This window comes from Amycolatopsis heterodermiae (genome assembly GCF_034929455.1).
Taxonomy (GTDB): domain Bacteria; phylum Actinomycetota; class Actinomycetes; order Mycobacteriales; family Pseudonocardiaceae; genus Amycolatopsis; species Amycolatopsis heterodermiae.
This window is the reverse complement of the sequence record NZ_JAYFSI010000008.1, coordinates 469742-488977: the sequence shown is the minus strand read 5'-3', so window position 1 is coordinate 488977 and position 19236 is coordinate 469742. Positions and strand designations below refer to the sequence as shown.

Here is a 19236-nt window from a genome sequence, read left to right as displayed (position 1 = left end):
GGCACGCCAAGTAGCGTGGCGGGAAGCCGACCGAACGAGGATCACCGATAGCCATGCGCCTGTTCCGCCGCAAGAGCACCGCCGCCGATCCGCCCGACCCGCGCACCGCGTGGCCGGAGCAGCACGTGCCGGAAGACCCGGCGGTCGCCGCGGAGACGTTCTGGCAGGGCTGGTACGACCTGCTCCCGATGGTCAGCGCGGCGCTCGGCGGGGGCGAGCCGCACCGGGTCGAGCACGAGCTCTGCCAGCTGGTCGAGGCGCTGCACCCCCGGCTGCACTTCTCGCTCGAACGTGGTCGCCGGTCGATCTACGCCCTGGTCGTGACCGGCCAGGAGGACCCGGAACTGCGGCCGTTCACTGACGCGTGGCGCGCCGCCGCGCCGCCGGACGACGCCATCTGGGAGTACCACGACTCGGTCCCGCCGGTGCCCGATCCGACCGAGGTGACCGTCAACCTCGGTGAGCACCGGATCTCGCTGGCCGACGTCCGGGTCGTCGCTCAGGTGGAGGACGACGTCGTCGACGTCGCCGTCTTCCACCCCGGCTTCCGGCACCTCGACGAGGCCGCGCGGCTGACCATGACGTTCCTGCCCCTCGACGCCACATTGGGTGAACGTCTGGCCGCCGAACGACTACGGCGTGTCGAGACCGCGGAGACCGAGCCGGCGGGCGCGATCACCCTTTTGGAGTTCCGTGAACTGGTTCGCGCGCTCGGCGGCGGGACGCCCGAAAATGTCGGTGCCGCCGACTAGGGTTACCACCCGTGAGCAGCACAGACCTTCCCCAGGACCACATCGCGGCGGTGGACGCCCCGGAGGCCGCCGAGGACGTCACCGACGTCCCGGCCGACGTGCGTGAGCGCCACAGCGCGCTCGCCGAGGAACTGCGCAACCACCAGTTCCGCTACTACGTCCTGGACTCGCCGATCGTCTCCGACGGGCAGTTCGACGAGCTGCTCGGCGAGCTGCAGGCGATCGAAGACGCGCATCCCGCGCTGGTCACCCCCGAGTCGCCGACGCAGCGGGTCGGGGGCACGTTCTCGACCGAGTTCACCGCGTACGACCACCTCGAGCGCATGCTCAGCCTGGACAACGTCTTCGACCGGGACGAGTTCCTGGCGTGGGTGGAGCGCGTCGAGAAGGAGGTCGGCCGCACCGAGTTCCTCGCGGAGCTGAAGATCGACGGCCTGGCGATCAACCTCCTGTACGAAAACGGCCAGCTCACCCGGGCGCTCACCCGGGGTGACGGCCGCACCGGCGAAGACGTGACGCTGAACATGCGCACGCTGGAGCAGGTGCCGGAGACGCTCACCGCCACCGACCAGTTCCCGGTGCCCGCCCTGGTCGAGGTGCGCGGCGAGGTCTACTTCCGTGTCGAGGACTTCCTCGAGCTGAACGCGAAGATGGTCGAAGCGGGTAAGCCGCCGTACGCGAACCCGCGCAACACCGCGGCCGGGTCGCTGCGGCAGAAGGACCCCAAGATCACGAGAGAGCGCCGGCTGCGGTTGATCTGCCACGGGCTCGGCAAGCGCGCGGGCTTCGAGCCGCAGCGCCAGTCGGAGGCGTACGACGCGCTGGCCGCGTGGGGCCTGCCGGTGTCGCCGCACAGCAAGGTCCTGACGACGGCTGACGAGCTGACCGAGCACATCGCCTACTGGGGCGAACACCGCCACGACGCCGAGCACGAGATCGACGGCGTCGTCATCAAGGTCGACCAGGTGACGCTGCAGCGGCGGCTGGGCACGACGTCGCGCGCGCCGCGATGGGCGATCGCGTACAAGTACCCGCCGGAAGAGGCGATCACGACGCTGCTGGACATCCAGGTCGGCGTCGGCCGGACCGGGCGCGTGACGCCGTTCGCGGTCACCGAGCCGGTCAAGGTCGCGGGGTCGACCGTCGCCAGGGCCACCCTCCACAACGGGGAGGAGGTCAAGCGCAAGGGCGTGCTGATCGGCGACCGGATCGTCATCCGCAAGGCGGGCGACGTCATCCCCGAGGTCCTCGGGCCGGTGGTCGACGCGCGCAAGGGCGACGAGCGGGAGTTCGTCATGCCCACCCACTGCCCGGAATGCGGCACGGAGCTCGCCTACCAGAAGGAAGGCGACAAGGACATCCGCTGCCCGAACACCCGGTTCTGCCCGGCGCAGCTGCGGGAGCGGCTCTTCCACCTGGCCGGCCGCGGCGCTTTCGACATCGAGGTCCTCGGTTACGAGGCGGCTGTCGCGCTTCTGGACGCGAGGGTGGTCGCGGACGAGGGTGACGTTTTCGACCTGAACGAGGACAGCCTGTCCGAGGTCGAGCTGTTCCGCACCAAGGCCAGCGAGTTGTCCGCCAACGCGCGAAAGCTGCTCGCCAACCTCGACGCGGCGAAGGACCGGCCGCTGTGGAAGGTGCTGGTCGCGCTGTCGATCCGGCACGTCGGGCCGACAGCGGCGCAGGCGCTGGCCCGCGAGTTCGGCTCGGTCGAGCGGATCGAGCAGGCCACCGAGGAGGAGCTCGCGGACGTCGACGGCGTCGGCCCGACCATCGCGCGCGCGACCCTGGAGTGGTTCGAGGTCGACTGGCACCGCGAGATCGTCGAAAAGTGGCGACGCTCCGGCGTGCGGATGGAGGAGGAGCGTGACGAGTCGATCCCGCGCAACCTCGAGGGCTTGTCGATCGTGGTGACGGGCTCGCTCGACGGGTTCTCCCGCGACGAGGCCAAGGAGTTCATCATGGCCCGCGGCGGCAAGGCGGCCGGGTCGGTCTCGAAGAAGACGGCGTTCGTCGTCGTCGGGGACGCGCCTGGTTCGAAGTACGACAAGGCGGTCCAGCTGAAGGTGCCGGTGCTGGACGAGTCCGGTTTCCGCGTCCTGCTGGAGCGCGGGCCCGAGGCGGCGCAGGAGGTGGCGCTGCCCACCGGTGACGAGACCACCGAAGACGAGTCTGGGGAGACGGATGAGTGACGTCGAGATCCGGCCGCCGCGGCCGGAGGAGTACGGCGCGGCGGGCGAGGTCACGGTTCAGGCCTACGACGTGGACGGCCATTTGGCCGGCGACGTCGGGTACGACGCGGAGCTGCGGGACATCGCGCGCCGGGTCGAGCTGGCCGAGGTGCTCGTCGCCGTCGCCGCGGCGGGGGAGGTGCTCGGCTGCGTGACCATCGTGCGGCCGGGCTCGGCGTACGCCGAGATCTCACGCGCGGGTGAGCTGGAGTTCCGGATGCTCGCGGTGGCGCCGTCCGCGCGTGGCCGCGGGGTCGGGGAGGCGCTGACGAAGGCCGTGCTCGATCGCGCTCGGGCGTCGGGACTGCGGAAGGTGGTGCTGAGCAGCCTCGACGGCATGCACGCCGCGCACCGGCTCTACGAGCGTCTCGGGTTCACGCGCCTGCCCGAGCGCGACTGGCGGCCGTTCCCGCACATCACGCTGATCGCGTACCAGATCGACATCTGATCAGGGCCTGGCGAGCCGTCGTCGAAAACCGGCCGCGGACATGCCGAGGGCTCGGTGTCGTCGTTTCGGGCTACGGCGCTCAGCCGTCGAGGACGACCGCGACGATTCCCGCCAGGTGGGCGAGCCGGGCGACCTCGGCGGCGCGGAAGTTCGGGCCGCCGGGGCGAGCCACCAGCAGCGCCTTGCCCGGCTTGCCGAGGGGGGTCGCGGCCAGCTCGGTGCCGAGCTCCTTCCACGTCTCCGGGATCCAGGCCTCCTCGCTGTCGAGCACCGTCGCGCGCTCGAGCGGCAGCCAGGGCAGGTCGGTGATCGGCGTTTCGGGAGCCGCGCTCGACGACGCCAGCCGGACCGCGCCGGTTTCGGCGTGTTCGACGACCATCGCCCAGCCGGCGCGCACGATGCGGGGCACGCCCTCGGCGAGGATGTCGAGGCCGGTCTTCGGCCGCGCGGCGATCTCTTCGACGAGTTCGAGCTCACGATGGGTGTCGAGCACACCCGCGTACGGGCGGACCGCGTCCACCTCGACGCCTTCGACGCTCTCCGCCGCCGTGATCAGCGCGTCGGGGAGCCGGCCCGAGGGGAGCTCGACGACCAGGTCGTCGACGGCCAGGCCGGTGCCGCGTTCGACGACGTCCACGCTGAGAATGTCGGCGCCTACCGTGCCGAGGGCCGTGGCGACCGCGCCGAGGGTCCCCGGGCTGTCCGGAAGGAGGACCCGGATCAGGAACGACACCACGCGCCCCTCTCACCTCTGGCGTCCCAGCCTTGCCGTGGGACGCTCGATGCCGGTCGCCGATTGTGACAGACCCACCCGGCCCGCGGGACCCACTGTCCGCCGGGCGGGACGTCGGTGTCGCCGGACGGCACTCGGTTTGCGCCGGGCGTAACCCAGTCGAGTCCGCCCACGCCGCCACCATAGACTTGCAGCTTCCGAGACAACCCGCACAGCACAACCCGGGAGTCACCCGCGTGCCCAACATTTCCCGAGACGAGGTCGCGCACCTCGCGAAGCTGGCCAGGCTGGCCGTGACCGACGACGAGATCGACGTCTTCGCCGGCCAGCTCGACCAGATCCTGGACTCGGTGGCCAAGGTGAGCGAGGTCGCCGCCGCCGACGTGCCGCCGACGTCGCACGCCGTGCCGCTGACGAACGTCTTCCGGCAGGACGTCGTCCGTCCCGGGCTCACGCAGCAGCAGGCCCTGGCCGGCGCGCCGGCCGCCGAAGAGGGCCGGTTCCGGGTGCCGCGGATTCTGGGGGAAGAGCAGTGACCGAGCTGATCAAGCTGACCGCCGCGGAGCTGGCGGAGAAGATCCACACGCGCGAGGTGTCCGCGGTCGAGGTCACGCAGGCCCACCTGGACCGGATCGCCGAGGTGGACGACCACGTCCACGCGTTCCTGCACGTCGACACCGAAGGCGCGCTGGCCGCGGCCAAGGCCGTCGACGAGGGCATCGCCGGAGGCCAGGCGCCCGCGTCGCCGCTGGCCGGTGTGCCGCTCGCGCTGAAGGACGTCCTCACCACGGAGGGCATCCCGACGACCTGTGGTTCGAAAACGCTCGAAGGCTGGATCCCGCCGTACGACGCGACCGTGACGCGCAAGCTGCGCGAAGCCGGCGTCGTCATCCTCGGCAAGACCAACATGGACGAGTTCGCCATGGGGTCGTCGACCGAGAACTCGGCGTACGGCCCGACGCACAACCCGTGGGACCACGCCCGTATCCCGGGTGGCTCCGGCGGTGGCTCGTCGGCGTCGATCGCGGCCTTCGAAGCCGCCCTCGCCATCGGCACCGACACCGGTGGCTCGATCCGGCAGCCCGGCTCGGTCACCGGCACCGTCGGCGTCAAGCCGACCTACGGCGGCGTGTCGCGCTACGGCCTCGTCGCTTTTTCGTCGTCGCTCGACCAGGCCGGGCCATGCGCCCGCACGGTGCTCGACGCCGCGCTGCTGCACGAGGTCATCGCCGGTCACGACCCGATGGACTCGACGTCCATCGATGCGCCGGTTCCGCCGGTCGTCGCCGCGGCCCGGCAGGGTGCGAACGGCGACCTGTCGGGCGTCCGCGTCGGCGTCGTGAAGGAGTTCGGCGGCGACGGCTACCAGCCGGGCGTCCTGCGATCCTTCGAGGCCGCGGTCGAGCAGCTGCGCGCGCTCGGTGCAGAGGTCGTCGAGGTCTCGTGCCCGCACTTCACCTACGCGCTGCCGGCGTACTACCTGATCGCGCCGAGCGAGTGCTCCTCGAACCTGGCCCGGTTCGACGCCATGCGCTACGGCCTGCGCGTCGCCGACGACGGCACGCACAGCGCCGAAGAGGTCATGTCGCTGACGCGCGAGAAGGGCTTCGGCGCCGAGGTCAAGCGCCGGATCATGCTCGGCACGTACGCGTTGTCGTCGGGCTACTACGACGCGTACTACGGCTCGGCGCAGAAGGTGCGCACGCTGATCACGCGTGACTTCGCTTCGGCCTTCGAGAAGGTCGACGTCCTTGTTTCGCCCACGACGCCGACCACGGCGTTCAAGATCGGCGAGCGCGTCGACGACCCGATGGCGATGTACCTCGCCGACCTGTGCACCATCCCGTCGAACCTGGCCGGCAACGCCGCGATGAGCGTGCCGAGCGGGCTGTCCGACGAGGACGGCCTGCCGGTCGGCCTGCAGATCATGGCCCCGGCGCTCGCCGACGACCGGCTCTACCGGGTCGGCGCCGCCTACGAGGCCGCCCGCGACGCCGCCGCCGGTGGTTCGCTGGTCCACAAGGTCCCGGAGCTGGGAGGAACGAAGTGACTGCCGTGGCCGAGTTGATGGACTACGCCGACGTCATCGAACGCTTCGACCCGGTGCTCGGGCTCGAAGTGCACGTCGAGCTGAACACCAACACGAAGATGTTCTGCGGCTGCGCCAACGAGTTCGGCGGCGAGCCGAACACGAAGGTGTGCCCGACCTGCCTCGGCATGCCGGGCGCGCTGCCGGTGGTCAACGGCAAGGCCGTCGAGGGTGCGATCCGGATCGGCCTCGCGCTGAACTGCGAGATCGCCGAGTGGTGCCGGTTCGCCCGGAAGAACTACTTCTACCCGGACATGCCGAAGAACTTCCAGACGTCGCAGTACGACGAGCCGATCGCGTTCAACGGCTACCTCGACGTCACGCTCGACGACGGCGAGATCGTGCGCGTCGAGATCGAGCGCGCGCACATGGAGGAGGACACGGGCAAGTCGCTGCACGTCGGTGGCGCCACCGGCCGGATCCACGGTGCCGAGCACTCGCTGCTCGACTACAACCGGGCCGGCGTGCCGCTGATCGAGATCGTCACCAAGACGATCGAGGGCACCGGCGAGCGGGCTCCCGAGGTCGCGCGGGCGTACGTGTCCGCGCTGCGGGACCTGCTGAGCGCGCTCGACGTGTCCGACGTCCGGATGGACCAGGGCTCGCTGCGCTGCGACGCGAACGTCTCGCTGATGGCGAAGGACGCGACCGATTTCGGCACCCGCACCGAGACGAAGAACGTCAACTCGCTGCGCAGCGTCGAGCGCGCGGTGCGGTACGAGATGACCCGGCAGGCGGCGATCCTCGCCGACGGCGGGTCGATCAAGCAGGAGACGCGGCACTTCCAGGAGGCCGACGGCTCGACGTCGCCCGGCCGCACCAAAGAGACCGCCGAGGACTACCGGTACTTCCCGGAGCCCGACCTGGTCCCGATCGCGCCGTCGCGAGAGTGGGTCGAGGAGCTGCGCGGGACGCTGCCGGAGATGCCGTCCGAGCGTCGCAAGCGGATCCAGCAGGAGTGGTCGCTTTCCGACGAAGCCCTGCGTGACCTGCTGAACGTCGGCGCGGTGGACCTCGTCGCGGCCACGGTCGAGGCCGGCGCGACGCCGGACGAGGCCCGCGGCTGGTGGGTCAACACGCTCGCCCAGGAGGCCAACACCCGCGAGGTCGAGCTGGCCGATCTGGCCATCAGCCCGGCGCAAGTGGCCGAGGTCATCGGGCTGGTGACGTCCGGCGAGCTGACGAACAAGCTCGCCAAGGAGGTCGTCCAGGGCGTGCTCGCCGGCGAGGGTTCGCCGCGTGAGGTCGTCGAGAAGCGCGGGCTGAAGGTCGTCTCGGACGACTCGGCGCTGCTCGCGGCGATCGACGAGGCACTGGCCGGGCAGCCGGACGTCGCGGAGAAGATCCGCGGCGGCAAGGTGGCCGCGGCGGGCGCGATCGTCGGCGCGGTCATGAAGGCGACCAAGGGGCAGGCCGACGCCAAGCGGGTCCGCGAGCTGATCATCGAGCGCGTCGGTTCCTGACCGCTTCATGACACAGCCGTTTTCCGTCAAAAGCGTCACCTGGCGCGAGTGGCTCGGCTTGGCGGCCGGGCTGCTCGCGCTGGGTTCGACGTTCCTGCCGTGGACCACGCTCAGCACCAACAAGCCGGACATCGAGGACATCCTCTCGCAGCTGCCGCACAACGAGGTCGTCCGCGACGCGTGGGACTCGAGCTTCTTCGCCTGGTGCCCGCCACTGCCGTTACTTCTGGCCGGGTTGGCCGTGGTCGTTTTCGGGCGAGTCCGGCGGGTGCGGATCAGCGGCCTGCCGCACCTGTGGCTGGTCGTCGCCGCGGCGTCGGTGCTGCTGATGGTGATCGGCTGGCTCACCCTGGACTGGGAGTTCGACGCCGACCAGCGCGGCATCTTCGACGCCGCCGGCATCGCCATCGGCCCCGGCTTCGGCCGGTTCCTCGGGATGTTTGCCGCTGTCGCGTCTGGCGTGGTCGCCTTCCTGGACATGCGGGCGATGCGCGCCGAAAGCCGGCAGCCGCGGAAACGTAGCCTGCGCGGCAAGAGCCGCTGAACGGCCAAGGTGCCTTCTCGCGGGTAGCCGTCGCTGACTGTCGATGAGACGGACCGCGGTGGCTGGCTGGATGACCCGCAAACGCCCGAGAGATCGGATCGTGGGGCACCGCGAGTGTGGCTGGACGCACGAGCCGGGAGTTCAGCCAGCACGACAAGTGGCCGGCGACCCGGCCTTTCCCAGCTCACGTAGACGTCCTTACGGCTCGCAAAACGCCGTCCGCTGCATGCGTCGGTGATCGCCGGACATAGCTTCTGCCGCTGGAGCCGTGGCCGGTCGATCACGCTCGGGTCAGGTCTCGTCCGTTCCGGTTGTGCGGCAGGTGCTGACAACGTTGACAGTGTATTGGGCTGTTGCGTGAGAAAGCGCTTTCTGCGACGGTCGAAGGGACTGCGCTGCGGGGAGTGCGGAGTGTGTCTGCCGGACGTCGTCGTCGAGGGAGGAGGTCCGAGATGCCCGACGGAAAGCGCTTACGCGTCGCCGTCGTCGGTGCTGGTGGGATCGCGAAAAGTCACTGGGCTGCTTACGAAGCCCATCGTGACGACGTCGATGTGGTGGCTGTCGCGGATGTCGACGAAACGCGCGCCGCCGCGTTCTGTGCCGAGGCCGTGGGCGCCGTGCCTTATCAGGACCTCGACACCCTGCTTGCCGAGCAGGAGCCCGACCTCGTCTCGGTCTGCACTCCGCCCGGGCTGCACGTCGAGCAGGTCAAGAAGGTGCTCAAGAGCGGCGCCTGGGCGTGGTGCGAGAAACCGCCGTGCCGGTCACTGGCCGAGTACGACGAGATCGTCGCCGCCGAGCGGGAAGGTGGGCCGTACGCCGCTTTCGTGTTCCAGCATCGGTTCGGCTCTGCCGCTGCGCACTTCCGGACGTTGCTCGCGGACGGGGAGCTCGGCCGGCCGCTTGTCGCGCACTGCCAGACGACCTGGTACCGCGACGCCGCTTACTACGCCGTGCCGTGGCGGGGGAAGTGGGCGACCGAGGGCGGCGGTCCGGCCATGGGCCACGGGATCCACCAGATGGACCTCCTGCTCCACCTGCTCGGCGACTGGGCCGAAGTGCGGGCGATGACCGCGCGGCTGGTGCACGACGTCGAGACCGAGGACGTCTCCACCGCGCTCGTCCGGTTCGAGTCGGGCGCGCTGGCGACCGTGGTCAACAGCGTGCTGTCCCCGGACGAGGTGAGCCGGATCCGGATCGACTGTGAGAACGCGACCGTCGAGCTCACCCACCTCTACGGCTACCGCGGCAAGGACTGGCGCTACACCCCGGCGCCGCACGTGGTCGCCGATCGGACGACACGCTGGTCCAGCCCGCCTGACGACGTCGCCAGCTCGCACACCGCCGCGTTCGCGCCGGTCCTGGCCGCCTACCGGGCCGGGCGGCGGCCGCCCTGTAGCGGGGCGGACGGGCGGCAGGTGCTGGAGCTCGTCGCGGCGCTCTACAAGTCGGCTTTCACCGGAGCCGGGGTGTGCCGGGGCGAGATCGTGCCCGGTGATCCCTTCTACCGGTCGATGGCCGGCATCGGTCAGGGAGTCGAGAGGGAAGGAGCGCGCGTGTGAGTGCGGCGATCACCGTCACCCATCGGCACGGCGACCACGTCGCCGTCGAAGCCGGCGGGGTCCAGCTGATGTCCTATGTGTACAAGCCCGACCCCGTGGCCTACGAGTCCCGAAAGCCCTACACCCACCCGTTGCGCACCCTGGGCGGGCGGCGCGTCAGCGGGTACCGCCCCGCCGATCACCGCTGGCACAAGGGCCTGCAGATGACGTCGAGTCACCTGTCCGGGCAGAACTTCTGGGGCGGCCACACCTACGTGCCCGGCGATTGGTACCAGGACCTGCCGGAACGCGTCGGCTCGATGCGGCACGACGGGTTCGCCGGCTTCACCGTCGACGGCGATCGGCTGACCTTCACCGAGCAGCTCACCTGGGTCGCCAACAGCGGCGAGGAGTGGGCGCGCGAGCGGCGCGACATCGTCGTCCACTCGGTCGAGCCGGACGAGGGTGCCTGGGCCATCGACTGGGCGATCGAGCTGACCAACATCCGCGACACCCCGCTCGCGTTCGGCAGCCCGACCACCGCCGGCCGCGAGATGGCCGGATACACCGGGCTGCACTGGCGCGGGCCGCGCGAGTTCAGCGGCGGCCGCATCCTCGGGCCGGGCGACCTGGGCGGCGAGGAGATGATGGGCCGGCAGGCGCCGTGGCTGGCGTTCGTCGGCGAACACGACGACGTCGACGCGCATTCGACGCTCGTGTTCGCGCACGCGCCGGAGAACGACGCCGCCATCCACGAGTCGCACTGGTTCGTCCGTTCCCGGGACACGCCCACCGTGGCGTTCTCGTGGGCGTTCTTCGAGGAATTCGCCCTGCCGCCGGGGGAGAGCTTCGCCTATCGGTACCGGGTCGTCGTCGCCGACGGCGCCTGGGACCGCGACCGCGTCACCGGCTATCTCGACACCCACGGGTTCTGAAAGGCAGTCATGGACGAATTCCCCCTTCCGGGTGGCATCGGCGTCTCCCACCTACGGGCCTACGACTGGGCGGCCGAAGACGGCGTCTGCGGTGGCAGCCCGCACCTGCACCTCGCGTGCACCGAGGCGTACGTCGTCACGGGTGGGCGTGGCGCCGTCCAGACGCTGAGCGTCGGCGGCTACGACGAAACGGCGCTGGAGCCCGGGGTGATCGCGTGGTTCGCGCCGGGCACCGTGCACCGGATGGTGCAGGGCGGCGACCTGCGCGTCACCGTGCTCATGCAGAACAGCGGCCTGCCCGAGGCCGGCGACGCCGTGTTCACCTTTTCGCCCACGGTGCTCGCCGACCCCGCCGCCTACGCCGAGGCCGCGGCGTTGCCGAAAACCGACGACGCGGCTCGGCAACGCCGTGACCTGGCGATTCGTGGCTATCTGCCGTTGCGGGAGGCGCTGCTGGACGGCGACTCGGAGCCGTTGCGGGCGTTCCACCGAGCGGCCGTGGCGCTCGTCGCGCCGAAGATCGGGGAGTGGGTGCCGCGGTGGCAGGCCGGGGCGCTGAAGGCCGCCGAGCTGACCGGCGCGCACCTCAAGGCGCTCGCCGACGGCGACGGGAGCCACCTCGAGCAGTCGGGGGTCCGGGTCGCGACGCCGTCCAATCCCGACGGCTACGGCATGTGCGGACGGCGCGCCGAATACGACATACCCGGTGTGACCGCGCCGTACGGCGGGGGTTCAGCCATCGACGTGGAAGGCCGTAGTTGATGAACCAGACCATCGGAGTGCTGCTCAACGGGGTCACCGGCCGGATGGGGTACCGGCAGCACCTGCTGCGGTCGGTGCTGGCGATCCGCGAACAGGGCGGCGTGGCGCTGCCGGACGGCACCCGGGTGCAGCTCGAGCCGATCCTCGCCGGGCGCACCGCCGCCAGGGTCAAGGAGCTCGCCGACCGGCACGGCTTGACCGCGTGGACCACCGACGTCGCCTCGGCCCTCGACGACGTGCAGATCTACTTCGACGCGCAGCTGACGTCGGCGCGTGAGCCGTCGGTCCGCGCGGCGATCGCCGCGGGCAAGCACGTCTACGCCGAGAAGCCGTTGGCCGAGACGTTGCCGGCGGCGCTGGAGCTGGCGGGGCTGGCGCGGGACGCCGGGATCTGTCACGGCGTCGTGCACGACAAACTGTTCCTGCCCGGGCTGCGGAAGGTGCGGCGACTGGTGGATGGCGGCTTTTTCGGGCGGATTCTTTCCGTTCGCGGCGAATTCGGCTACTGGGTGTTCGAAGGCGACTGGCAAGATGCACAGAGGCCCAGTTGGAACTATCGAGCCGAGGACGGCGGCGGGATCGTGCTCGACATGTTCTGCCACTGGAACTACGTGCTGGAGAACCTCTTCGGCCGGGTTTCGGCCGTGACCGCGAAAGCGACCACGCACATCCCACGCCGGTGGGACGAGCAGGGCGAGGAGTACGCGGCGACGGCCGACGACGCCGCGTACGGGATCTTCGAACTCGAATCGGGGGCGATCGCGCAGATCAACTCGTCGTGGTCGACGCGCGTGTTCCGGGACGAGCTGGTCGAGTTCCAGGTCGACGGCACCGAGGGCAGCGCCGTCGCCGGGCTGCGGCGCTGCCGCGTCCAGCACCGCTCGGCGACGCCGAAGCCCGTGTGGAACCCGGATCTGCCGGCCACCGAGCCCTTCCGCGAGCAGTGGCAGGAGGTGCCGGACAACGCCGAGTTCGACAACGGCTTCAAGGCGCAGTGGGAGGAGTTCGTCCGGGACGTCGTCGCCGGGCGGCAGCACCGCTACGACTTCTTCTCGGCGGCACGCGGGTTGCAGCTCGCGGAGGCCGGGTTGACGTCGTCGGCGGAGGGACGGCGCGTAGAGCTGAAGCCGCTGGCGTAGGTCAGTGCAGGGGGAACCGCGGTGCTTCGAGGACGCGGTAGTGGTAGGTCTGGCGCTCTTCATGGTCGACGAGCGTCCGGAAGCCGGCCGCCCGCACGACTTCCAGCAACGAGCGGGCGATCAGTTCGCCTGCCGTGATCACGTAGCCGACGAACGGATCTTCGGAGTCCTGCCGCAGCAGGTGCGTGCGGTAGGACTCCTCGTCTTCGACCGGAGCGTGCCAATCCAGCGTGACGCCGAACGGCTGGATGTCGTTGACGAGGATCTGCGCGCCGGCCGGCGGCCGGCCCGCGCTGAACCGGTCGAGGACGGTTGCCGCGAACCCCATCCTGGTGAGCTCCGCCCGTGCTGCCTCGGCCAGTTCCCGCCAGGCGGACACCGCCTCGTCCGGCGCGCAGAACATCGGGTCGTCGGTGAGGAGTGCGGCCTTCTCGAACTGGAACGGGTCGGTCACCGAGGCACCTTACATCGGGCCGGTGGTGCATTTCGTACGCCTTGTCGGCCAGCTCGCTGCCCCATCGGTCGTACTGGACGGCGTTGAGGCAGTATCCCGCCGCCGCGCGGTGGGCCGCTGCGAAGCCGGGAACGCAGGCCGAACCGATTTAGCCGACGATGGTGCGGACGAGGTCGCTTGGGGTGTTCCGCACCGCTGCTGGTGCAGTGATCTGGCCCGGACGGGTCAGTCCTTGCCGTTGCCGCCGCCGGAGGTGGACGGCGTGATCAGGACCACCCGGTCGTCGCTCGAGACCGGGGTTCCGCCGTCCTTGTTGACCGTTCCCGCCACGGCCATCTGCGGGTTGATCATGCTGATCCCCGCGAGGCGGCCGTACGTGACCGGCGGTTTGCCCGTCTTGCCGTCGAGGCTGATCGTCGGCTTGCCGCTGACCGCGCCGTCGGCCGTCACCGGGAGGTTCTGGAGGTTGCCGGCCAGGGACATGCCCACCGAGACCGAGCCGTTGGCGTCGACGAAATCCGCGCAACCCGCCACGCCCGGCTTGTCCGGCCACGTCCACGCCGGGGCCGTGAGCGGCCGGCCGGCCTGGACCCGGTACAGGGCGTCCTTGTCGGCGAGCCGGTCGGTGACCCAGACGCGGCCGCCGTCGGCCGAGGCGCAGAGGCCGCCGGGGGCATGGAGGCCCGCGGCCACCGCCAAGGCCCCGCTGGGGTTGCCCGCCGCTGCCTTGCCGGACGTGTCGATCCGCAGGACCTTGCCCGCCAGCGACGCCGGGTCGGCCGCCGCATTCGGGTTGCCCGCGTCGCCCGTCGCGACCAGGAGGGCGCCGCGATTGTCCGTCGCCAGCGTGCCGCGGTTGCCGGTCGCGCCCTTCGGGATGCCCGTGAGCACCGGCTTCGGCGCCTGGCCCTTCGCGAAGCGGACGACGCGGTTGTCCGTCGCCGTCGTCACATAAGCGAACACGAGCTGGTCCTCGACGTACGACGGCGAAAGGGCGAGGCCCGTCAGGCCGCCGTCGCCGGCCGCCTGGACGTCGAGCTTCGCGAACTCCGTGGCGTCCTTGCCGGCGGTGGCCAGCATGACGCGGCCGCTCTTGCGCTCGCCCGCGAGGGCGCTCGGCGTGGACCCGTCACCCGGCAGGCCGGCCACCGCGGCCACCGTGTCCAGGCAGGTCGCGATCACCGTCTCGTCGAAATCCTTGCAACCCTGCGGCGGCGGGATCGTCGCGGACGGCTGGCCCGGGCGGCTCTGCCTGCCGTCGCCGCCGGAGTCCGCGCCCGGGCCCTGGACCTCGGGGGGTGATTCGGGGCTGGCCACGGGGGCGGGGCTGAACGTCTGGCCCGCCGCGGTGTCGTCGAACCGCGCACAACCGGCGGGCAGCAGGGCGCCACAAGCCAGGATCGCCAGCAGAGCCGACCGGTACGGGGTTCGCATGATCCCCAAGCCTAGGTGCCGGTGCGTGAACCATGGGTGAGTACTCCTCGATTACCGTGGCGATCATGACGCTGACCGTGCTGGTGCCCGACGACGAAGGGCTGTCCGTGCTGGCCGAGGTGCCGCGCGTGCTCCCGGTTCGCTACCAGTGGGGCGAGCCGGTGCCGCCAGAAGCCGCGAAGGCCGAGGTGCTCATCCCGGGCAAGCACCGCGCCGGCGACGAGCTGTGGCGAACACTGCCGAACCTGAAGCTGATCCAGCTGCTGTCCGCCGGTGCCGAGGACTGGATCGGCAACGTGCCCGACGGCGTCCTGCTCTCCACCTGCCGGGGCGCGCACGGCGGCAGCACCGCCGAATGGGTCGTCGCCGCGCTGTTGTCGATTTATCGCAAGTTCGACGTCTTCGCCGACGCCCGCCGCGAGGGACGCTGGGCGCGGCAGACCGCCGACACGCTGCAGGGCAAACGCGTGCTCGTCATCGGCGCCGGCGACCTCGGGCAGCACCTGCGGCGCCGGCTGAAACCTTTCGACGCGCGCTGCACCATGGTCGGGCTGACCGCCCGGGAGGGCGTGCACGGCGTCCAGGAGCTGCCCGGGCTGCTCGGGCTCCACGACGCCGTCGTGCTGATGGTGCCGCTGACCTCGCGGACCCGCGGGATGGTGGACGCCGGGTTCCTGGCCGAGATGCGGGACGGCGCGGTGCTGGTCAATGTCGCGCGAGGCAGCGTCGTAGTCACCGACGCCCTGGTCGCCGAACTGACCACGGGCCGGTTGCGGGCCGCGCTCGACGTCACGGATCCGGAGCCGCCACCCGCCGGGCACCCGTTGTGGACCGTTCCGGGACTACTGCTGACGCCGCACATCGGCGGGTCCGTGCGCGGTGTGCGGGGGCGGTCCTACGCCGTCGCCGCGGCCGAGATCGCGCGGTACGCCGGTGGTGAACTTCCGGACAACCTCGTGCACGGGGAGTACTGAGCGCGGCGCGCTGCCTCGCCAGGCCCGCGCGGATCCCCTACCCTTCGCGCGTGACCAGTGCAGACGACTACTCGCAGCAGCCCACCAGCGTCCTGTCGGGGGTCGAGGACAACGGGCCGGCCGACGACGGTCCTCGCCAGGGCGGGCTGGGGCTCGGCCTGCTGATCCTGCGGCTGGCGCTCGGCGTGACCATGGGCGCGCACGGTCTGCAGCACCTGTTCGGTCTGTTCGGCGGGCCGGGCATCGGCGGGTTCGCGCGGATGCTGGAGACGTTCGGCTACCACAAGCAGACGACGCTGCTGTCGTGGATCACCGGCATCACCGAGCTCGGCGGCGGGGTGCTCGTGGTCGTCGGGCTGTTCACGCCGCTGGCCGCGGCGGGCCTGCTGGGAGTGGCCGCGAACGCCGTGTACGCGAAGTTCCACGGCGGGTTCTTCGAGGGACAGGGCCAGGGCTTCGAACTCGAGCTGGTGCTCGGTCTCAGCGCGTTGGGCCTGCTGTTCACCGGGGCCGGGCCGATCTCGCTGGAGCGGAACACGCCGTGGCGCCGACGGCCGCTGCCGCTGGGTCTGGTGAGCCTGCTGCTCGCCGCCGCGGCTTCGGTCGTGGTCATCGTGCTGACCCGGTAGCCCTGTGGACAAGTCCGGGTCGCGATCGCGGGCTGTGGACAACTCGGCTGCTGGGCGCGGATTCGTCGGTGGTCGCCGGTAGCGTGGAAAACGGGGGTCCCCCCGGCGCCGGGCTGAGAATTCGGCCGAGGAGGGTGCCCGGGCGGCGTGACGGCGGTTGGAACCCGCGAAGGCTGGCCGAGGAACAAGCTCGGGCACTGCGAAAGGCCGCCCCGTTGGCCAGGGGCGGCCGGACTGCGCGGCTCCAGGAGTGGTCGAGAAAGAGCAAAGGCCGCCCCAGGGAACCGGGACGGCCTTCACGCAGCTGAGGCTTACTTGTTCGGGTCGCGGACCGCGCCCGTGTCGGCCGAGGTGGCCATGCGGGCGTAGGCGCGCAGGGCGGCCGTGATCGGGCGTTCGCGCTCCTTTGGCTGCCAGGGGCGCTCGGACGTCTCCATCTTCGAGCGGCGTTCCGCCAGGATTTCCGGGTCCACCAGCAGTTCCAGGCGGCGCTCGTGGACGTCCAGGACGATCCTGTCGCCGGTTTCGACCAGCGCGATCAGGCCGCCCGCCGCCGCCTCCGGGGAGATGTGGCCGACCGAGATGCCCGACGAGCCGCCCGAGAAGCGGCCGTCCGTGATCAACGCGCACTTCTTGCCCAGGCCCGAACCCTTGAGGAACGCCGTCGGGTGCAGCATTTCCTGCATGCCCGGGCCACCCGCGGGGCCTTCGTAGCGGATGACCAGGACCTCGCCCGGCTGGATCTCCTTCTTGAGGATCGCCGACACGGCCTCCTCCTGGCTCTCCAGCACCCGCGCCGGGCCTTCGAAGTGCCACAGCTCTTCGTCGATGCCCGCGGACTTGATCACCGCGCCGTTCTCGGCGAGGTTGCCGCGCAGGATGGCCAGGCCACCGTCCTTCGTGTACGCGTGCTCGACGTCGCGGATGCAGCCGCCTGCCGCGTCGGTGTCCAGGGACGACCAGCGGTTCGACGTCGAGAACGCCTGTGTCGTGCGGACGCCGCCCGGTGCCGCGTGGAACAGCTCCACGGCTTCAGAAGAAGGCGACGAGGCCCGGATGTCCCAGGCGGAAAGCCAGGACTCGATGTCGGGGGAGTGCACCGAGCGGACGTCCGTGTTGAGCAGCCCGCCGCGGTACAGCTCGCCCAGGATCGCCGGGATTCCGCCGGCGCGGTGGACGTCTTCCATGTGGTAGTCGGAGTTCGGTGCCACCTTGGACAGGCAGGGGACCCGGCGGCCGATCGCGTCGATGTCGTCGATCGTGAAGTCGACCTCGCCCTCCTGGGCGGCGGCGAGGATGTGCAGCACCGTGTTGGTCGAGCCGCCCATCGCCATGTCGAGGGCCATCGCGTTCTCGAACGCCGCCTTCGACGCGATCGAGCGCGGCAGCACCGAGGCGTCGTCGTTTTCGTACCAGCTGCGGCAGAGCTCGACGACCGTCCGGCCGGCCTCCTCGAACAGCGCGCGACGCGCGGCGTGCGTGGCCAGCGTCGAGCCGTTGCCGGGAAGCGACAACCCGAGGGCCTCGGTCAGGCAGTTCATCGAGTTCGCGGTGAACATGCCGGAGCACGAACCGCAGGTCGGGCAAGCCGAACGCTCGACGATGCCGAGCCCGTCCTCGTCGACCTCGGGGCTGGCCGACGCGGCGATCGCGGTGATCAGGTCGGTCGGGGCCTGCGCGACGCCGCCCACGACGACGGCCTTGCCGGCCTCCATCGGCCCGCCGGAGACGAACACCACCGGGATGTTCAGCCGCATCGCGGCGTTCAGCATGCCCGGGGTGATCTTGTCGCAGTTGGAGATGCAGACGAGCGCGTCGGCCTGGTGCGCGTTGACCATGTACTCGACCGAGTCGGCGATGATCTCGCGCGAGGGCAGCGAGTAGAGCATGCCGGAGTGGCCCATCGCGATGCCGTCGTCGACGGCGATGGTGTGGAACTCGCGCGCGACGCCGCCGGCCTCCTTGACCGCGCCGGCGACGATCTCGCCGAGGTCCTTGAGGTGCACGTGGCCGGGCACGAACTGCGTGTAGGAGTTGGCGATCGCCACGATCGGCTTGCCGAAGTCGCTGTCGGTCATGCCGGTGGCGCGCCAGAGCGAGCGCGCGCCCGCCGCGTTGCGGCCGTGGGTGGTGGTCCGGGAACGGAGAGGCGGCACGGCGAACTCCCAGGTCGGATGGTGGCCAGGCGGAGGTTCGGGACGCTCCGCAGAAACTGGTCCTACCAATTTAGACCTTCGGGCGAGGCCGCCCCGCCGTGGGGTTACTCGCTGGGCGACGTCTCGGGCTTGGCCGGCTTGACGTCCTGCGCGTCCAGCAGGCCGCTCGGGTCGGCGACCAGGCCCTCGCTCACCAGCGACAACACCGGCAGGTGCCGGGTACGGACGGTCGGCAGCGGCACCTTCGTGTCGTCCGTCAGCACGGCCTGGACGCGCGCCCGCTTCGTGATCGCCAGGCCCTTCAACGCCGACCACGGCACGTCTCGGTGGCCGAACATCGTGCGCGTCGCCAGGCCCTTGCGGGTCGCGACGGTGCGGGTGCGGATCACGAACACCGCCAGCGCGATCGGGAAGACGTACAGCCACTGCAGGTACGGGATCTCCCCGAGCGCGATCGGCGTCACGCAGACGGTGAGGAGCGCGATCGCCATGAACGACGTGCGGGGGATGCGGAAGACGGCCTTCCGGCCTTCGTCCTGCTCTTTTTCGGCCACGCCGAAATGGTGCACCGCCCGGCCTGAGCACCGGGAACCGGGTCGGCGCGGACGTGACACGCGCCGCGCTCGTGTCCACCATGCGGACTCACCGTCCCGCAGAGTTGACACCTGAGAGACCTTCGGACTAGCGTCACCAGCGTGACACCGCTGACCGGCCTCGTACTTCCCAAGCGCGTCGACGCTTAGGGAAGACTTTCCGCTGCGTCGACGCGCGACCCTCGTGCGACCTTACGGTCGGCGAGGGTTTTTTGTTGCCCGAGGCAAGAGATTCCTGGCCCCACCGCACAAAACCGACCCGAACGAGTGACACCGAGACCCACGAGGCAGACCCGATGACCAGTGCCACAAATCCGACGAAGCCGGGCCCCACGCCCGGCGCGCCCGGAGCACGTCCG

Annotated in this window: 18 protein-coding genes; 13 read left to right on the top strand and 5 right to left on the bottom strand. The window is 70.7% G+C overall.

Annotated elements, in window-relative coordinates; translation table 11 throughout:
- Nucleotides 1–53 precede the first annotated feature (53 nt).
- From VA596_RS32110 to VA596_RS32100, 3 genes are read left to right on the top strand one after another with little or no spacing between them, the layout of a single operon-like run.
- Nucleotides 54–752, top strand: a complete 699-nt coding sequence (locus VA596_RS32110) for a hypothetical protein (RefSeq protein WP_323331951.1) — start codon at nucleotides 54–56, stop codon at nucleotides 750–752.
- A gap of 11 nt (nucleotides 753–763) precedes the next feature.
- Nucleotides 764–2944, top strand: coding sequence for an NAD-dependent DNA ligase LigA (ligA, locus tag VA596_RS32105; RefSeq protein ID WP_323331950.1), 2181 nt, complete (start codon nucleotides 764–766; stop codon nucleotides 2942–2944).
- Nucleotides 2937–3431 carry a GNAT family N-acetyltransferase gene (locus VA596_RS32100; protein WP_323331949.1) on the top strand — a complete coding sequence of 165 codons (495 nt, stop codon included), beginning with the start codon at nucleotides 2937–2939 and terminating at the stop codon, nucleotides 3429–3431. The genes ligA and VA596_RS32100 overlap by 8 nt, the downstream gene beginning before the upstream one ends.
- A 79-nt stretch (nucleotides 3432–3510) precedes the next feature.
- Here VA596_RS32100 and VA596_RS32095 read toward each other — a convergent pair whose 3' ends face one another.
- Nucleotides 3511–4164, bottom strand: a complete 654-nt coding sequence (locus tag VA596_RS32095; RefSeq protein ID WP_323331948.1) for an ACT domain-containing protein — start codon at nucleotides 4162–4164, stop codon at nucleotides 3511–3513.
- Nucleotides 4165–4400: 236 nt separating this feature from the next.
- On the opposite strand from VA596_RS32095, the gene gatC reads away from it, so the two are divergent.
- From gatC to VA596_RS32055, 8 genes are all read left to right on the top strand, one after another.
- Nucleotides 4401–4700 (top strand): Asp-tRNA(Asn)/Glu-tRNA(Gln) amidotransferase subunit GatC, encoded by a 300-nt coding sequence (gene gatC / locus VA596_RS32090; protein WP_323331947.1) that lies wholly within the window; start codon nucleotides 4401–4403, stop codon nucleotides 4698–4700.
- The gene (gene gatA, locus VA596_RS32085) at nucleotides 4697–6214 is read left to right on the top strand and encodes an Asp-tRNA(Asn)/Glu-tRNA(Gln) amidotransferase subunit GatA (protein ID WP_323331946.1); all 1518 of its coding nucleotides are present in this window, start codon (nucleotides 4697–4699) and stop codon (nucleotides 6212–6214) included. Before gatC ends, gatA begins: the two co-directional genes overlap by 4 nt.
- Nucleotides 6211–7716, top strand: coding sequence for an Asp-tRNA(Asn)/Glu-tRNA(Gln) amidotransferase subunit GatB (gene gatB / locus VA596_RS32080; protein WP_323331945.1), 1506 nt, complete (start codon nucleotides 6211–6213; stop codon nucleotides 7714–7716). Before gatA ends, gatB begins: the two co-directional genes overlap by 4 nt.
- Before the next feature lie 7 nt (nucleotides 7717–7723).
- Complete coding sequence (locus VA596_RS32075) at nucleotides 7724–8260, top strand: hypothetical protein (RefSeq protein WP_323331944.1); 537 nt, start codon at nucleotides 7724–7726, stop codon at nucleotides 8258–8260.
- Between the two features lie 452 nt (nucleotides 8261–8712).
- Nucleotides 8713–9822, top strand: coding sequence for a Gfo/Idh/MocA family protein (locus tag VA596_RS32070; RefSeq protein WP_323331943.1), 1110 nt, complete (start codon nucleotides 8713–8715; stop codon nucleotides 9820–9822).
- A complete protein-coding gene (locus VA596_RS32065) occupies nucleotides 9819–10736 on the top strand; it encodes a DUF6807 domain-containing protein (RefSeq protein WP_323331942.1) in 918 nt (305 codons plus the stop codon). The genes VA596_RS32070 and VA596_RS32065 overlap by 4 nt, the downstream gene beginning before the upstream one ends.
- Nucleotides 10737–10745: 9 nt before the next feature.
- The gene (locus VA596_RS32060; RefSeq protein WP_323331941.1) at nucleotides 10746–11498 is read left to right on the top strand and encodes a cupin domain-containing protein; all 753 of its coding nucleotides are present in this window, start codon (nucleotides 10746–10748) and stop codon (nucleotides 11496–11498) included.
- The gene (locus tag VA596_RS32055) at nucleotides 11498–12637 is read left to right on the top strand and encodes a Gfo/Idh/MocA family protein (protein WP_323331940.1); all 1140 of its coding nucleotides are present in this window, start codon (nucleotides 11498–11500) and stop codon (nucleotides 12635–12637) included. Before VA596_RS32060 ends, VA596_RS32055 begins: the two co-directional genes overlap by 1 nt.
- Before the next feature lies 1 nt (nucleotide 12638).
- Here VA596_RS32055 and VA596_RS32050 read toward each other — a convergent pair whose 3' ends face one another.
- The gene (locus VA596_RS32050; protein WP_323331939.1) at nucleotides 12639–13091 is read right to left on the bottom strand and encodes a hypothetical protein; all 453 of its coding nucleotides are present in this window, start codon (nucleotides 13089–13091) and stop codon (nucleotides 12639–12641) included.
- Between the two features lie 225 nt (nucleotides 13092–13316).
- The gene (locus VA596_RS32045) at nucleotides 13317–14525 is read right to left on the bottom strand and encodes a PQQ-dependent sugar dehydrogenase (RefSeq protein ID WP_323331938.1); all 1209 of its coding nucleotides are present in this window, start codon (nucleotides 14523–14525) and stop codon (nucleotides 13317–13319) included.
- 65 nt (nucleotides 14526–14590) lie between these two features.
- Here VA596_RS32045 and VA596_RS32040 point away from each other — a divergent pair, with 65 nt between their 5' ends.
- Both VA596_RS32040 and VA596_RS32035 read left to right on the top strand, forming a co-directional pair.
- Entirely contained in the window at nucleotides 14591–15499 is a 909-nt protein-coding gene (locus tag VA596_RS32040) for a 2-hydroxyacid dehydrogenase (RefSeq protein ID WP_323331937.1), read from the top strand.
- A gap of 50 nt (nucleotides 15500–15549) precedes the next feature.
- Nucleotides 15550–16128 (top strand): DoxX family membrane protein, encoded by a 579-nt coding sequence (locus tag VA596_RS32035; protein WP_323331936.1) that lies wholly within the window; start codon nucleotides 15550–15552, stop codon nucleotides 16126–16128.
- Nucleotides 16129–16439: 311 nt separating this feature from the next.
- Here the strand turns inward: VA596_RS32035 and ilvD are convergent, their stop codons facing one another.
- Together ilvD and VA596_RS32025 are read right to left on the bottom strand one after the other, a co-directional pair.
- Complete coding sequence (ilvD, locus tag VA596_RS32030) at nucleotides 16440–18284, bottom strand: dihydroxy-acid dehydratase (protein ID WP_323331935.1); 1845 nt, start codon at nucleotides 18282–18284, stop codon at nucleotides 16440–16442.
- Between the two features lie 104 nt (nucleotides 18285–18388).
- Nucleotides 18389–18838, bottom strand: coding sequence for a PH domain-containing protein (locus VA596_RS32025; protein ID WP_323331934.1), 450 nt, complete (start codon nucleotides 18836–18838; stop codon nucleotides 18389–18391).
- Between the last annotated feature and the right edge of the window lie 398 nt (nucleotides 18839–19236).